Source organism: Faecalimonas umbilicata (genome assembly GCF_004346095.1).
GTDB lineage: Bacteria > Bacillota > Clostridia > Lachnospirales > Lachnospiraceae > Faecalimonas > Faecalimonas umbilicata.
In genome coordinates, this window is the sequence record NZ_SLZV01000022.1 from 21,399 (window position 1) to 36,541 (window position 15,143).

Below are 15,143 nucleotides of genomic sequence, written 5' to 3' on the forward strand. Positions count from 1 at the left end.
CTATCCCTCCAATAATTTCTTGGTTTCTTCGTATCTTTGCGCAGCCTCTCTTTTTCTCCATGACACTCCAGAGAACTCTAACGGATAACACATTTCAAAGATACGGTCATAAATTCTTGTATATCTTATATCTGTGGCTTCCTGCATCTGCCGCAATGTCAAATTTGTCGTAAGGATAAGCGGCTTCTTCGCCCGATACCTGTTATCTATAATTCCGTAAACCTTTTCCAATGCATAATCCGTACTACGCTCTGCCCCCAGATCATCAATGATTAGCAGCTTCACACTATTCAGCTTATATGTAAAAGCCTCTTCTCTCTCCCTATCAAAACCTTGCATTTCTTGCAAAATTCGGACGAAAGATGTCATAACCACAGAAATGTTTTTTTCCAGAAGATAATTTGCTATACAGGCCGCCGTATAACTTTTCCCGGTTCCAACCGTTCCAAAGAAGAGAAGCCCTTGATTCCGTTCGTACATCTTTTGGAACTCTCTGCAATAATTCTGAGCAATTTTCAAATGGCGTTCATTGCCATTTCTGATCTGAAAATTCTCAAAGCAGGCTGTTTTAAAGGTATCGTCCATCATACTGCTAATTTTCGCTCTTTGTATGTTTCTCATTTCTTCTTGCTTTTGGAACTGTTCCTTCTTAATCCGTTCCGCTTCTGCCCGGCATTTACAAACCACAGGAACCCTCTTTACTGTGCCATCAAGCCATATAATTTCTCTTTCTTTCCTTGTATGGCATTTCCCGCAGTACAAAAGTCCATCTTCTCCAGTAAAATCTTCCGGCATTATATTTGAATTTCCTGCAATGTTTGATAATGCTGTTTCTGCAACACCGCTAATCATTTACACCTACTCCTTCCACTGCCCGAATGGATTTTCGTCCTTCGGAGTTTCATTCTGCTTTTCAGCCTTTGTTCTGATTGCCTCCGGCCGCTGTATCAATCCCGGATATTTTTTCTCAACCTTTTCAGTAACCCAGTTAAGAATTGTCATATAATCACTCTTATATGTTTTCCCGGTAGAGCCTTTATACAAATTCAATTCTTCAATAAATTTCTCTGTTGCTACTTGTCCGTATCCATACACCAGCTTGTTATACTCCTCTTCTTTTAAGGATACATACTCTGCATATTGTTTCTTTTCAACTTTCTTTTTTGCAGCCTTTTTCGGCTTTTTCTTCTCAGCCGGTATAGCGTCCGTAGGACTGTCCGGTGGACTGTCCATAGGATTTTCTTTCGGACTATCCGTAGAACTGCTGGAATTGCTCACTTTTTTCAAAATTTCTTCTCTTTTCCTAGCCCTTTCTGCTCTTTTTCTCTCTGCATCATATTCCTTGTTTTTCAGGAACTTATACCACTGTTCCTGCCATGTGTCCCAATCATGTAAATATAAATCCCCATCTTCTGATTCATCTATCCACCGTTGAGATATAAGGCTGTCTACAATTTTCCTCTTATCCAGCCCTTCACTTAATCCTTTTGAAAAAACTTCTTCTGCCACATCAATCTTATCGCAACTCCGAAGTTTGCCGGTTTGGTCTGCATTGTTCAGCCCCCATAACCACAAGGATACAAGAATTCCGAGAGCTTCTTTTTGTGAACATTCAATATCTTTTGCCAATTCCCGGAGTTTTCCTCCTACTACATGGTCATGTACACTAATCCATGCCACCGCCGTCACCACCTTTATTATGGCGGTCAGGTATTCCCAACCGCCATTTCATATTACTCATTTCCCGCTTCTGCGCTTTGCTCCTCTGTTTCCTGAGCTGTATTCTTCTTATCTGCTTCAATGCCATTTTTCAAAGTTGTCATAGCTTCTTCAAACTGCGCTACTGTCATGTTCGTAGTTGATTCCAAGCCCATATTTGTGCAGATATACTTTACAACCGCATTTCCTTTCTTTTTACCGTAGAATCCTGTTGCAAGATCAAAAAACTCTTGTCTTTGTTCCTGAGAAATATATTCCACTTCTTCGTAGACTTCTGGTGTTGCATTTCCTGTTGCACCGGTATCAATCACCTGTCCTTTTTCAGCATCTCTATCTGTATAACCGAACTCTTCTGCTGTATATAATCCCTGGTAATCATCTGGGAATGCAGCTCTTACTGCCTGTGATACCGCCACCTTTTCAATCATAGTACAAGGTTTACTTCCCCAATTTGCCATAGGTTTTCCATCCTTAAATTTCTGGTATTCCTGAAGAGATACCTCTTTAAAGGTTTCTGTTTCTTTTCCGTTCAGCTCATGGTATACTCTGCACCAACCTCCCAGAAGCGTTTCCGAAGGGTACAGGCACGTTCCTTCTTTCTGAACAATTTCCTCCCCTCTCTGCACAACAATTCCTGATTTCATTCCGTTGTAGTTCGGATTCTTAAACGCTCTTTTCATGTACGTTTCTTTTCCAATAACCAGCTGAGCAGGTTCATTTCCAAACTTAATCAGATACACCTCTCCGTATACAAGCGGGTTTAATTTCTGTGCCTGGCATGTCCGGATAAAAAACAGAACTTCCTGATCCGTCACCTTTCCATTTCCTCTTACCAGATAATTTTTGACTGTTTCTGGTTCCAACTTAATTTCTACACCGCCTGCATCATATTTCACAACACTAAACATATTTTCTGACATCTCATTTACCTCCTGATACTCACTTTGATAGTTTCTTTGTATGTAATCCCAGGAATCTGAATACTGCCTTTTGATGCTCTGATAAGCCGCATAACTGCCTTTTCATCTACTGGACGTATTTCCATTCCTGAAAACATTACCGGAACTTTTTGATGATCTATACTTTCAATTTCCCAATCTTTTGAGCTGCTCACACCTTTCGCTTTTGGTGTATCCATAACCACTGCCGCACTAGCCGCTACCGTTTCTACCATCTGAGCTTCCATCAACGCTGTTTCTGCCGCTTCCTGGTTACCCTCCTCTTCAAGTGCAGCCGCTTCATTCAACTTCTTCTCTTTTTCTGCTTCAGCAGCCAGTCTCATTTTTTCTTCCAATTCCCGCTTTTTCTGTTCCTGTTCTTTTTGGTAGGCAGCTATGCTCTTCTTTAATATTTTTTCTGCTTCTTGCAAAGGCTTAAGCATCGTCTTTTCTCTATCGCATACCGCCTTATGCGCCTTGTATGCATTGTCTTTCATAGGCTTAAAAAAATCCGTTACCACTTTCGCCTGAGCTTTAATCTGCTGTCCAAATTCAGCAGCTTTTTCATAATCCTCATTGCTTGTAATGGTCATTGCCTTTGCCCGTACTTCAACCATACTGACATTCTGCTGAATCTCTTCTTCCTTCACCAACTCTGTCGGTGTTTCAATTTTTGCTACTACCGCTTCCGTAACTTTCCCGCTCATATAAATCCTCCTAAATATGCTTTGCAATCTGTAATATTCTCCTAACGATTGCAACTTCTTCTCCATACTTTACTTCCGTCTGATAATCTTCGATGACTTCATCAATCAAGTTCTGTGCATCTTTTGCATCTATGCAAGGACATTTCTGCAATGCCTTATTTCCTGCTTTAAGTGCCTCTTTTACCAAACACATAACATCTGATGGACTGCCATTTACTTCTGCCTTGACTCCATTTTCGTCTTCGACTATCAACAATCTTGTCTTCTCTTCCATGCTATAACCTCCTACTTGTATTTTTGTATATGATTCCAAACTACCATTAGCGAAGAAAACACTTGCCAGCTTTCCATGTCATTCGCTTTATATCTAACCATCTGGTAGGAACCATCATTTTTCAAATGAACAATAGCTTTTTCATCAAAATTAAATCCATGACTACTGAACGCTCTTTCGTATGCTTCCAGCTGTACTCCTGTCAGCATCTTATTTACTGCGGCTGAAGTTTTGTAATCTATCAAAACTTTTTTTCCATCAATAACACATGGCAAATCTGCTGTTCCTGCATATCTCAGGATTTTGTGATAAACCCTGCTTTCTGTCGCAAGCGGAACAGGTTTTTGCTCCTCCCAAAATTTTAAAAAGCCCTCAAAATACCCTGCATATTTAGGTTCTATGTCCTCTATTCCGTATAGTACATAATTTTCTGCCGCATTGTGGACCGCCGTTCCTCTGCTTGCTGCCATCTGCATAATACTTTCGTCTATCCCGCTATAAAGCTCATGATCCAAAGGCTTCATTACCGTAGTTACACTTGGAAGTATCTGTCCATTCAATGTGTAAATATGGCGTATTCCATCAAACTTTAATTCAGGAAAGAACGGCAATTCTTTTTCATTCAAGTTCATCTATTCTCCCTCCGCCCGTTTCATTTCTTCTCCGAACATTTCCAAGATTTCTTTCAAGTCCTTTTCATCCATGCATTCTTTACAAACAGGGCCTTCAAAGCCTTCGAAATATTCATCGCCTTCATAAATTCCTTCTTCGCACTCAGCACAAATCATAACAGGTTGCTGTTCTGGTGCATTTGGGCAACGGCTATCGCAAGGAATTTTCAAACATACGCTACACATACTCTTCTCCTTCCAAAATTGCTATGATCCTTCCAACCACCATAATTACACCTGAAATAATCACACCTATGATAGCTTTCCACCATGCCGGTCCATCTAAAGCAGCTCCCATCACAAGAAACAACATGAACCCGAAACACATGATTTTTTCTCCCCACAAAATATGTTTTTCCCTTCTCCTTCTGTGCGTCCTTTTTCTATTCATCTAATCCACCGTTCCTTCTCAAAATTTTTTCTTTCAGTAATCTCAACTCACTGATAGAAACTGAAAGTTTGTCCAACGTTCTCGTTACTTCCAGGAAATCTTCCTCTTCATCCGGAGCTATTTCCCCGTCTTCTGCAATATTGAGAAGTTCTCTGCGCATTTCTTCAATACATTTTCCATCTAACTTTGCTACTATCCCAACCGTTACTGCTTCCAACGTTTTCAGGTCTGCCGATATAGGCTGTTCTTTCCCAAATGGACATTGCTGTAAACAATACAGATTTTTCAACTGCGGTGCATCATATGCATCTGCCATCATCATAACCATGTCTAATGGCGGAACCGTTATCCCTCTTTCATAATTTGCAAGAGAAGAAACTGATATTCCAAAATACTCCGCTGCACTTTCTCTGCTTTTCAGATGTTCATTGCTTTTTGCTGCTAAAATCCTGCACTGGAAGTAGATGCTTATGCCCGTATTTTCGCATCTTAAATCCATGTTCATTTCACTCCTTATCTGCTAAACTAAAATCAAAGAATACCAAGACCCGAAAGAATTTTATTCAGGTCTTCAAAATTACCATTCGGTAAGTTATTGTCGTAAAAAATGGCGTTCATTTCTTCGTATGAAAGCCCATAAAATTTACATAATGCAATAACTTCGTCCGGTCTGAATTTGACCTCACCGCTTTCTTTTTTACTGTACGATACAATCGACTTTCCGATTACTTCTGCCAGTTTTTCAAGCGAGACTCTTCTTCCAGCCCGGAGTTCCCGGAGTCTTGTGCTATCCATTCTTGCACCTCCTTTGTTTTATTGATTATGTCATCATCTTAGCTTACCCTTCGGTAATTGTCAATAATAAAATTATATTTTTTGAAAGTGATATTTACTGTTCGGTAATTGTAGGGTATTATACGGTGGAGGTGATAAAATGCAGACTTTTTCAAATATTTTATATAGTCTATTAAAACAAAAAGGAATAAATCAGAGAATACTTGCTGAAATGGCTCATACTACTGAAGCAACTATATCCAGGTACTTAACAGATCCTAAACGGTTGCCAAGAGTTGATCTTATTATCTCCATTGCAGAAGCATTGAATGTAAGCACAGATTACCTTCTTGGACTTACCCCTGTGCCTACTAAACAATCTTTATCTCCAGAATTGGAAGATTTGATTTACTGTTACTCCAGTGCTTCTGAGAGCGATCGTAAAGTGATTTGGACCTTATTGGAAAAGTATCAGAATCCTGGTTACAAAATAGCTGCTTCCGGACAGGATAAATGGGACGCTAAAGATTCCCACTCTCGACAGGAAGCCGTAAAAAACTTCGAGGACGAATAGAGCATGATCTGCACATTATGACATACCAGTCTGTTTCTTCATGCATGGAACTTAGCATTGTACAATTACAAAAGATTTTCAGCCCTAATGCATTTTCTTTTTTCAGCAATCGGCTAAACTCTTATGTAATTGCATATAACAGCACACTTCCATTGACAGATATTCTTTATCAGGTATTTCATGAAATTGGTCACATCTATTACGGACATATTAACCCAGACAGTATCAACACTCTTTCTCTGGGATTGCAAGAACGGGCGGCAGATAACTTTGCCGCCTTTATTTTTTCAAAGATTGGAGGTGTAAAAATCATGAAGACTCTCACAGGAAATGAGCATTTCACTTATGACGGAATGCCAGTCGGAATCTTGCTTAATGATTTCTGGGCTTGGAATTCCTCTGATTTGCTAAACAACACTTTACGTGGAGCCCTCGCAGAATTTCTTGTGGCCTCTGCAATAGGGATTGACACAACCGTTGCACGCCAAGATTGGACTCCATATGATTTACTTTCTAATTCCGGAAGGAAAATTGAAGTCAAATGTTCCGCATATTTACAAAGCTGGAATACTGAGCGCCTATCCCGGATCCAGTTCAGTATCCGCCCGGCACGCTCTTGGGACGCTGAGAATGACTTCAGCGAAAATTCACAACGCTGGTCTGATCTCTATGTGTTTTGCCTATACGCCAGCAAAGACCGCAATGAAACACCGCTTCAGCTTGAACAGTGGGAATTCTATGTTCTTCCTACGTCAATTCTGAATGAGCATTGCAAAAATCAAAAAAGTATTACTTTAAATTCTCTTTTAGCACTTTCTCCAGTAAAGGCTACATACGAAACCCTAAGTGATGCTATCGAAGATCTGGATTTAGGTGTTACCCCCCCCTCAAACATTTGTTCTGATTTTTACATCTCGTTTTGGGTAACAGTTTAAATTGGTTTCCGTCCATTGGACTGTCCGTAGGATTGTCCACGGACGGACTATATATGTTTATATATATAATATATGGTAATGGTACTGATACTGGTTACATCGGATTTTCCTAGTGACCGTCCGTAGGATTGTCCGAGGACTTTCCACCGGACGTTTTATACACATCTTTATAAGCCTTGAAAAATAAGGTTCTATCTAATTTTCCAGATATCTGTCCATTACTTACTCTTTTGCTTCTGAGAGAAGCGCAATTATCATTTTACAATCGTCCATGTGAAAAATATGTGACAATCTATCTAAAAAAGTGTGACTGTCACCGTGACCGTCCTACGGACAATCCATCGGACGCAAAAGGAGCTGATGTTATGAAATTACCAAACGGCTATGGAAGCGTAACAAAATTATCAGGGAAACGCCGTAAGCCTTTTATAGCCCGCATTACAACTGGCTGGGAATACAACGAAGAAACTGACACTTTTAAGCAACTTCGTCCAAGTATAGGAACTTTTGCCAAGCGTGAGGAGGCACTTCATGCACTTGATGAATACCATCAAGACCCATACGATATCAAAAAATGGTGTACGACTGTAGAGCAGCTATACTGTATGTGGACTCAAAAATACTTTGAGAAGCTAAAAAGTGATTCTTCTTCCCGTACTATTATGGCAGCCTGGAAATACTGTAAGCCACTATACAATATACGAGTTCGTGACCTTCGTGCATACCACATCAAAGACCTTATGGATACGGCATATGTTATCAAAGATCGTGGTAAAGACAAAGGGGAGAAAATAATGGCAAGCCCCGGAACCAAAGCACGAATCAAATCTTTATTTAATCTTATGCTGGACTATGCATTGGAGTACGAAGTTGTGAAAACCAACTATGCAAGAACCTTCGACATATCAGATGAGATCATCGAAGAAAAAGAAGCCCAAAAACGCTCTCATATCATTTTCAAGCCGGACGAACGTGAAATTTTATGGACCAATGTTAATTCTGTAAAATTCGTAGACTGGATTATCATACAAATGTATATGGGATGGCGACCACAAGAGCTTATTAAGATACGTCTAACAGAAGTGAACTTAGATAACTGGTATATAAAGAGTGGCATGAAAACTCCCGCTGGCAAGCAACGTACAGTTCCAATTCATAGCCGTATAAAAGAACTTGTGCAGAAGAACTATGATGAAGCTGTTTCTCTTGGCAGCGAATTTCTGTTTAATGACCCTACTTCACGAAATGGCATGAAAATGACTTACGATAAATACGCATACCGTTTTAACGCAGTTATCCTGGAGCATTTCAAAATGAATCCAGACCATAGACCTCACGATCCACGAACCACTTTTATTACTATGGCAAAACGTGCCGGTGTGGACGAATACGCTATTAAGAGAATGGCCGGACATAAAATTCAGGACATAACAGAGGGAACTTATACCGACAGAGACATTGAGTGGATGCGTGAAGATTTAGAAAAAATACCGTAAAACGCTTCTACTACAGGGTTTCTCCGGAGAATTTGTTACCTACGGGTGTTACCTACTTGTTACCTACTCGTTGGTTACGGTCAAAAAAACAGGACTTGCTACGACTACTCATATCGTAACAAGTCCTTATTTTTATTGGAATATTAGAATTTACCAGCCTGTGCTGCTTCCTGAATGCTTACAGCAACAGCAACTGTCATACCAACCATTGGGTTGTTACCTGCTCCGATCAGTCCCATCATTTCTACGTGTGCAGGAACAGATGAAGATCCGGCAAACTGAGCATCAGAGTGCATACGTCCCATAGTATCTGTCATACCGTAAGAAGCAGGACCAGCAGCCATGTTATCTGGGTGAAGTGTACGTCCTGTACCACCACCAGAAGCTACTGAGAAATATTTCTTACCTTGTTCGATACATTCTTTTTTGTATGTACCTGCTACTGGGTGCTGGAAACGTGTCGGGTTTGTTGAGTTACCTGTAATAGATACGTCAACACCTTCTTTGTGCATGATTGCAACACCTTCTGTTACGTCATTTGCTCCGTAGCAGTTTACTTTGGAACGAAGTCCGTCAGAGTAAGATTTTCTGAATACTTCTTTTACTTCTCCTGTATGGTAATCCATCTCTGTCTCAACGTATGTAAATCCGTTGATTCTTGAGATGATCTGTGCTGCATCTTTTCCAAGACCATTTAAGATAACTCTTAATGGTTTCTTACGAACTTTGTTTGCTTTCTCAGCGATACCGATTGCACCTTCAGCAGCTGCGAAAGATTCGTGTCCTGCAAGAAATGCGAAACAATCTGTATCTTCTTCCAGTAACATCTTTCCTAAGTTACCATGTCCTAAACCTACTTTACGCTGGTCAGCAACAGAACCTGGGATACAGAAAGCCTGAAGACCTTCTCCGATTGCAGCAGCAGCGTCAGCAGCTTTTCTGCAGTCTTTTTTGATTGCGATTGCAGCACCTACGATGTAAGCCCAGCATGCATTTTCAAAACAGATCGGCTGAATTCCTTTTACCTGATCGTAAACATTTAATCCAGCGTCTTTTGTAATTTTTTCAGCTTCTTCGATAGAAGCGATACCATAGCTGTTCAATACGCTATTGATCTTGTCAATACGTCTTTCATATGATTCAAATAAAGCCATTTTCTACGTCCTCCTGATTTTTCTCTATTTACTAACGAAGCAGACTATTCAGCTCTTGGGTCGATGATCTTCACTGCATCATCCACACGTCCATACTGTCCTTTTGCTTTTTCCCATGCTGTGTTAGGGTCATCACCTTTTTTGATAAAGTCTGTTAATTTTCCGAGGCTTACGAACTGGTAACCAATGATTTCATTGTCAGCATCTAAAGCGATACCTGTTACATATCCTTCTGCCATTTCAAGATAACGAGGACCTTTTGCTAATGTACCGTACATTGTACCAACCTGAGAACGAAGTCCTTTTCCTAAGTCTTCAAGACCAGCACCTACTGGAAGTCCATCTTCTGAGAATGCGCTCTGAGTTCTTCCGTATACGATCTGTAAGAAAAGTTCTCTCATAGCTGTATTGATTGCATCACAGACTAAGTCTGTGTTAAGTGCTTCTAAAATTGTCTTTCCCGGAAGGATCTCAGAAGCCATCGCTGCTGAGTGAGTCATTCCTGAACATCCGATTGTCTCTACTAATGCTTCTTGAATAATACCGTCTTTTACATTCAATGTCAGCTTACAGGCTCCCTGCTGTGGTGCACACCAGCCCACACCATGTGTTAATCCGGAAATATCTTTTACTTCCTTTGCCTGTACCCATTTTGCTTCTTCTGGGATTGGAGCTGGTCCGTGATTAACGCCCTGAGCTACCGGGCACATTGTTTGTACTTCATGTGAATAAATCATGTTAAGACTCCTTTCAAATATGTATGATTTTACTTATGATGATTGTTATAACTTTAACATCACATATATGTTATATTTTCTCATAAACTTCCGATTTCGTCTATATCTTTTTCACTTTTTTTCATATTTCGACACTCCCATGTGGGAAAGATGAAAAAAACTGTCGTTCCTTGTCACTTTTCACAATAATTTTTCCACTATTTTGTCGAAGGCTCCTCTTCCAACTGCTTTTCCAGAAGTTTGAGCGCCTCCTCCACCGATGCATTTCTGTTTTCCTGCCTTGTCCCATGAAATCTGCACTCTTTTGTGACAGTTCTTCCACATAGATAACAACCGATATAGACAAGTCCTACCGGCTTTTCTTTCGTTCCGCCAAGTGGTCCTGCAATCCCGGTCACGCTGAGCGCCGCATCCGCTCCTGCTGCCTTTGCAGCGCCCTCTGCCATCTCCTCTGCCGTCTGTGTGCTGACCGCCCCATATTGTTCCAAAGTTTCATGCCGCACATGCAGCAGTTTTTCTTTCGATTCATTGGCATAAGTGATATATCCCTCTTTATAGACTGACGAAGCCCCCGACACATTCATGATGCGCCCTGCCAAAAGCCCTGCCGTGCAGGACTCTGCGGTGGTCAGATACAGACCTCTCTTTTCCAGTTTTTCTACGATTCTTTCTTCCAGACTCATTTTATTTTCCTTCTTTCTGCTCTACAACTAATCATCCTCATCAACCTTGCACTGACAAAGAGCTCTCTGAAAACAACTATGCTTTTCTGCCCTTTCGGAATTTTAGCATTCCTTAATATTAGATTTTCTTTGCCTGAATCGAAAAGAAAGATTGTCCGCCCTTTTGGCAGCACAATCTTTCCATCTTCTTACATGCCGCCCTGTGTCAGCACTTCTTTATTCTTCCTAATATAATCTACCAGAGATACGATTGTCAGGATCAATGACACCCAGATGAGAATCTGTTCCACTACTGCGAATACACTTCCTTCAAATGCCGCGATCAATACAATGATCATCGCCATCTGGAACACGGTTTTAAACTTGCCCCAGTAACTTGCCGCGATTACAATTCCATTGTCCGAAGCGATCAGGCGGAATCCACTGATGATAAATTCACGGCTGATAATCACAATGACGATCCACGCCGGAAGTCTTCCCATCTCTACAAGACAGATCATTGCCGCACCGACAAGCAGTTTGTCTGCCAGCGGATCCATAAATTTTCCGAAATTTGTCACAAGGTTGTATTTCCGCGCAATTTTTCCATCTAAAAGATCTGTCAGACTTGCAATACAGAAAATCGCAAGTGCGATCCACTTACTTGCCGCCATCTCTCCACCGAGGGACGGAAGCATGAACCATACAAAAAACGGGATCATCAATACACGGACAACCGTTAGCTTATTTGGTAAATTCATTATACTATCTCTCCTATCAAATCATATTCCAGTGCCCCAGTCACTTTTACTCTTGCAAAATCCCCGGACATCAGTTCTTCATCGGTATTTACAAAGATCAATCCATCAACATTCGGTGCATCTTTGTAAGTTCTTCCAACATATGCATTTTCATCGGCAATCTTTCCTTCGATCATCACGAGCACTTCTCTTCCGATCATATCTTCTGCCTGCTCAAACGCGATATCCTGCTGAAGCTCCATCAGTTCCGCCTGACGGTCTTCTTTGACGCTCTCCTCAATCTGATCCGGCATCGTTGCTGCCGGAGTATCCTCCTCCGGAGAATAAGTAAATACGCCAAGCCTGTCAAACTCCATCTGATCTACAAAATCCATCAATTCTTCATGCTGCTCTTCGGTCTCTCCCGGAAATCCGGTAATCAATGTTGTACGCAGTGTAATATCCGGAATCTCTCTTCTTAATTTTTCAATGATCTCGATCAACTGTGCTTTGGAAGTCCGGCGTCCCATTCTCTTTAAAATGCCATCGCTTGCATGTTGGATCGGCAGGTCTAGATAATGGCAGATTTTGCTCTCCTCTTTCATTACCTGGATCAATTCGTCTGTGATCTCCTCCGGATAACAATATAAAACACGAATCCAACGGATTCCCGCAATTTTACATAATTCCTTCAACAGTTTATGAAGTGATTTTTCTCCGTAAAGATCCTTTCCGTAAAGCGTTGTCTCCTGCGCCACAAGAATCAATTCCTTTACCCCCTGCTCCGCAAGTTCTTCCGCCTCACGAACCAGCTGTTCCATCGGAACACTGCGGAAATTTCCGCGGATCTTCGGGATAATACAGTATGTACAGTGTTTGTCACACCCTTCTGCAATCTTCAGATAAGCGAAATGTCCTCCTGTTGTCACAAGCCTTTTACTATCTACTGTCGGAAGTGCATCTATATCTGTCATTTTCAGATAATGATGTCCTTCCAGCGCTTCATCTACGGCATCTAAAATCTTATCGTAAGAAGTTGTTCCAAGGACTGCATCCACTTCTGGAATCTCATCAATAATCTCCTGCTGGTAACGCTGAGCAAGACAGCCGGTCACAATGAGTGCCTTCAGTCTGCCTTCTTTTTTCAATTCTGACATCTCTAAAATCGTCTGGATACTCTCTTCCTTTGCATCGTGAATAAAGCAGCAGGTGTTGATGACGATAATGTCTGCCTCACTCTCATCTTCTACCATCTGATAACCTCTCGATGCCAGCATGCCCAGCATCACCTCGGTATCTACCAGATTCTTATCACATCCCAGTGATACAAATAATATATTCATCTGCTATTTTCTCCTACATATTTATTAAGGCAGATACCTATGCATCTGCCTCTGCGGTTCTATTCGTTAGAATCATCCTCTGCGATGATCTTGATTTTCCCTTTGTTCAACTCATCAATTGCGATAGAAAGCGGCTTCTCTCCGTCTTTTGCACGGACAAGCGGCATCTCTCCTCCGATGATCTGTCTTGCTCTCTTTGCTGTTGCAAGTACAATAGAATAACGGCTGTTGACAATCTTTGTAGCCCCTTCTTCTACGTCCTGGTTTACGACTTTCATTAAGTCTGTATAAGATGGATGTAACATTCTATGATTCTCCTTTCAAATTTTCATCTAATTCTTCTTTGATCTGAGCCATGAACTGTCGGTTACGAAAACTTCTTCTGTGCTCTCCCTGAATGATCTGATGCATCTCCTCGATACAGGTGTCCAGATCATCATTGACGATCAGATAGTCGTATGCCTCCATACCCTCAGCTTCTTCTGCGGCTCTCTGCATGCGGGATTCGATCACTTCCATTGTCTCCGTTCCGCGCCCTACCAGCCGCTCCTTTAATACAGCAGCACTCGGCGGAGTCACGAACAATAACAGTGTCTCCGGGAACTTCTCTTTCACTTTCAATGCCCCTTGGATTTCAATTTCCAGAATGACATCCTTCCCTTTCGACAACTGTTCTTCGACATATGCGCGCGGTGTGCCATAATAATTATTTACATATCTAGCATACTCTATAAGTTCATCTTGTGCAATCATTTTTTCAAATTCTTCAGTTTCTTTGAAAAAATACGCCTTTCCTTCCTCTTCTCCCTCGCGCGGTTTTCTTGTTGTGGCAGAAATCGAAAGTGCATAATTATCATACTTTTCCAAAAGTCCCTTCATCAATGTTCCTTTGCCCGCTCCCGAAAATCCGGAAACTACAATTAAGATTCCCTTCTGTTCCATCTGTTCTTCCTCACAATTCTTTGTTCGCTATTTGATAGCTGTTTCTTCTGTTTTTTACTCTATGTTCTGAATCTGTTCTCTTACTTTCTCAATCTCGGTCTTCAGATCGATCGCCCGATTTGAAATCTCCAGATTGTTCGCCTTAGACAGAATAGTATTTGCCTCCCGGTTCATCTCCTGCGCGATGAAATCCAGCTTTCTTCCGATTCCTTCGGCTTCTTCCAGTGTCTGCTTCATATGTTCAATATGGCTTCTCAGGCGCACAACTTCCTCATCGGTACAAATCTTATCTGCAAAGATTACAACTTCTGCTGCAATTCTTCCTTCGTCAATCTGTGTATCGGTAAGCAGTTCCTTCATCTTTGCTTCCAGCTTCGCACGGTAATCTGCAACGATTTGCGGAGAATGTTCTTCGATATAAGTCACTTTTTCGAGCATTCCATCTAATTTCTGAATCAAATCTTTCTTCAGATGTTCCCCTTCCATACTTCTCGTCTCCACAAACTGGCGGCATGCTCCTTCCAATGCTTTGCTCAACCCATTCCAGATCTCTTCTTCATCTACGGTCTGCTCTTCCATCGTAAACACTTCCGGATATCTTGAGAGTGTTGATACACGAATATCATTTTCCAGCGAAAACTTCTCTGACATCTCCCGGAAATATCTCAGATATTCTGCTGCCAGAGATTCATTATATTTTAATGAAATCTGCCCTTCTGACATATCTTCATAAGTAATGAAAATATCTACTTTCCCACGCTGCACATATTTCTTTAAAAGCGTACGGATTGCCGACTCGAAGAAATTCAACTTTTTCGGCATACGGATATTTACATCAAGATACCGGTGGTTCACCCCCTTCATCTCAACAATAAATTTACGTTCTGACTCTGCGATCTCACACCGTCCAAAACCCGTCATACTTTTTATCATAATTTCTGCCCTCTTTACTTTTTCTTTCGGTCTTTTTTGCTAGACTTTATTATAATGGATTTACTCTTTATCGTCAATCGCAATTCTTTACCTCATCCAAAAGTCATGGTATACTATTACAGAAATGTCCAGGCAGCCATTCTGCCTGCCGGT

The 15,143-nt window shown here is 41.2% G+C and carries 21 protein-coding genes; 3 read left to right on the forward strand and 18 right to left on the reverse strand.

All coding sequences use genetic code 11. The annotated features are described in order from the left end of the window. The 10 genes from EDD74_RS10550 to EDD74_RS10595 are packed head-to-tail and all read right to left on the reverse strand — an operon-like array spanning nucleotide 1 to nucleotide 5,495. Nucleotides 1–852: an ATP-binding protein gene (locus tag EDD74_RS10550; RefSeq protein WP_116442440.1), complete on the reverse strand. Its 852-nt coding sequence runs from the start codon at nucleotides 850–852 to the stop codon at nucleotides 1–3. Between the two features lie 6 nt (nucleotides 853–858). Continuing rightward, the gene (locus tag EDD74_RS10555; protein ID WP_116442441.1) at nucleotides 859–1,680 is read right to left on the reverse strand and encodes a hypothetical protein; all 822 of its coding nucleotides are present in this window, start codon (nucleotides 1,678–1,680) and stop codon (nucleotides 859–861) included. Between the two features lie 53 nt (nucleotides 1,681–1,733). Continuing rightward, nucleotides 1,734–2,639, reverse strand: a complete 906-nt coding sequence (gene bet, locus EDD74_RS10560) for a phage recombination protein Bet (protein WP_116442442.1) — start codon at nucleotides 2,637–2,639, stop codon at nucleotides 1,734–1,736. Nucleotides 2,640–2,644: 5 nt separating this feature from the next. After that, nucleotides 2,645–3,364 carry a hypothetical protein gene (locus EDD74_RS10565; RefSeq protein ID WP_116442443.1) on the reverse strand — a complete coding sequence of 240 codons (720 nt, stop codon included), beginning with the start codon at nucleotides 3,362–3,364 and terminating at the stop codon, nucleotides 2,645–2,647. A gap of 10 nt (nucleotides 3,365–3,374) precedes the next feature. After that, entirely contained in the window at nucleotides 3,375–3,638 is a 264-nt protein-coding gene (locus tag EDD74_RS10570; protein WP_116442444.1) for a hypothetical protein, read from the reverse strand. 11 nt (nucleotides 3,639–3,649) lie between these two features. Next, entirely contained in the window at nucleotides 3,650–4,264 is a 615-nt protein-coding gene (locus EDD74_RS10575; protein WP_165919066.1) for a hypothetical protein, read from the reverse strand. A gap of 6 nt (nucleotides 4,265–4,270) precedes the next feature. Further along, nucleotides 4,271–4,495 (reverse strand): hypothetical protein, encoded by a 225-nt coding sequence (locus EDD74_RS10580; protein WP_116442446.1) that lies wholly within the window; start codon nucleotides 4,493–4,495, stop codon nucleotides 4,271–4,273. Next, nucleotides 4,488–4,700 (reverse strand): hypothetical protein, encoded by a 213-nt coding sequence (locus tag EDD74_RS10585; RefSeq protein WP_116442447.1) that lies wholly within the window; start codon nucleotides 4,698–4,700, stop codon nucleotides 4,488–4,490. Before EDD74_RS10585 ends, EDD74_RS10580 begins: the two co-directional genes overlap by 8 nt. Beyond that, nucleotides 4,693–5,199: a helix-turn-helix domain-containing protein gene (locus tag EDD74_RS10590; protein WP_116442448.1), complete on the reverse strand. Its 507-nt coding sequence runs from the start codon at nucleotides 5,197–5,199 to the stop codon at nucleotides 4,693–4,695. The genes EDD74_RS10585 and EDD74_RS10590 overlap by 8 nt, the downstream gene beginning before the upstream one ends. Nucleotides 5,200–5,231: 32 nt before the next feature. Next, a complete protein-coding gene (locus EDD74_RS10595; protein WP_116442449.1) occupies nucleotides 5,232–5,495 on the reverse strand; it encodes a helix-turn-helix domain-containing protein in 264 nt (87 codons plus the stop codon). Between the two features lie 139 nt (nucleotides 5,496–5,634). Between EDD74_RS10595 and EDD74_RS10600 the strand changes: the two genes are divergently transcribed. The 3 genes from EDD74_RS10600 (at nucleotide 5,635) to EDD74_RS10610 (ending at nucleotide 8,479) form a co-directional block, all read left to right on the forward strand. After that, nucleotides 5,635–6,048: a helix-turn-helix domain-containing protein gene (locus EDD74_RS10600; protein WP_116442450.1), complete on the forward strand. Its 414-nt coding sequence runs from the start codon at nucleotides 5,635–5,637 to the stop codon at nucleotides 6,046–6,048. Nucleotides 6,049–6,065: 17 nt separating this feature from the next. Next, the gene (locus tag EDD74_RS10605; RefSeq protein WP_116442451.1) at nucleotides 6,066–6,983 is read left to right on the forward strand and encodes an ImmA/IrrE family metallo-endopeptidase; all 918 of its coding nucleotides are present in this window, start codon (nucleotides 6,066–6,068) and stop codon (nucleotides 6,981–6,983) included. 365 nt (nucleotides 6,984–7,348) lie between these two features. After that, nucleotides 7,349–8,479, forward strand: coding sequence for a tyrosine-type recombinase/integrase (locus EDD74_RS10610; protein ID WP_116442452.1), 1,131 nt, complete (start codon nucleotides 7,349–7,351; stop codon nucleotides 8,477–8,479). A 143-nt stretch (nucleotides 8,480–8,622) separates the two neighbouring features. Here EDD74_RS10610 and EDD74_RS10615 read toward each other — a convergent pair whose 3' ends face one another. From EDD74_RS10615 to EDD74_RS10650, 8 genes are all read right to left on the reverse strand, one after another. Further along, nucleotides 8,623–9,633: a GGGtGRT protein gene (locus EDD74_RS10615; protein WP_116442453.1), complete on the reverse strand. Its 1,011-nt coding sequence runs from the start codon at nucleotides 9,631–9,633 to the stop codon at nucleotides 8,623–8,625. Between the two features lie 44 nt (nucleotides 9,634–9,677). Beyond that, nucleotides 9,678–10,370 carry an iron-sulfur cluster assembly scaffold protein gene (locus tag EDD74_RS10620; protein ID WP_008975132.1) on the reverse strand — a complete coding sequence of 231 codons (693 nt, stop codon included), beginning with the start codon at nucleotides 10,368–10,370 and terminating at the stop codon, nucleotides 9,678–9,680. Nucleotides 10,371–10,567: 197 nt separating this feature from the next. Continuing rightward, on the reverse strand, nucleotides 10,568–11,053 hold the full coding sequence (locus EDD74_RS10625; protein ID WP_116442454.1) for a CinA family protein: 486 nt from the start codon (nucleotides 11,051–11,053) through the stop codon (nucleotides 10,568–10,570). A gap of 188 nt (nucleotides 11,054–11,241) precedes the next feature. Next, a complete protein-coding gene (pgsA, locus tag EDD74_RS10630) occupies nucleotides 11,242–11,793 on the reverse strand; it encodes a CDP-diacylglycerol--glycerol-3-phosphate 3-phosphatidyltransferase (RefSeq protein ID WP_008975130.1) in 552 nt (183 codons plus the stop codon). Beyond that, nucleotides 11,793–13,115: a 30S ribosomal protein S12 methylthiotransferase RimO gene (rimO, locus tag EDD74_RS10635; RefSeq protein WP_116442455.1), complete on the reverse strand. Its 1,323-nt coding sequence runs from the start codon at nucleotides 13,113–13,115 to the stop codon at nucleotides 11,793–11,795. Before rimO ends, pgsA begins: the two co-directional genes overlap by 1 nt. A 59-nt stretch (nucleotides 13,116–13,174) precedes the next feature. Next, on the reverse strand, nucleotides 13,175–13,420 hold the full coding sequence (gene rpoZ / locus EDD74_RS10640) for a DNA-directed RNA polymerase subunit omega (protein ID WP_008975128.1): 246 nt from the start codon (nucleotides 13,418–13,420) through the stop codon (nucleotides 13,175–13,177). A gap of 1 nt (nucleotide 13,421) precedes the next feature. Then, nucleotides 13,422–14,057, reverse strand: a complete 636-nt coding sequence (gmk, locus tag EDD74_RS10645; protein WP_008975127.1) for a guanylate kinase — start codon at nucleotides 14,055–14,057, stop codon at nucleotides 13,422–13,424. A 54-nt stretch (nucleotides 14,058–14,111) separates the two neighbouring features. After that, the gene (locus tag EDD74_RS10650) at nucleotides 14,112–14,990 is read right to left on the reverse strand and encodes a YicC/YloC family endoribonuclease (RefSeq protein ID WP_008975126.1); all 879 of its coding nucleotides are present in this window, start codon (nucleotides 14,988–14,990) and stop codon (nucleotides 14,112–14,114) included. Nucleotides 14,991–15,143 lie beyond the last annotated feature (153 nt).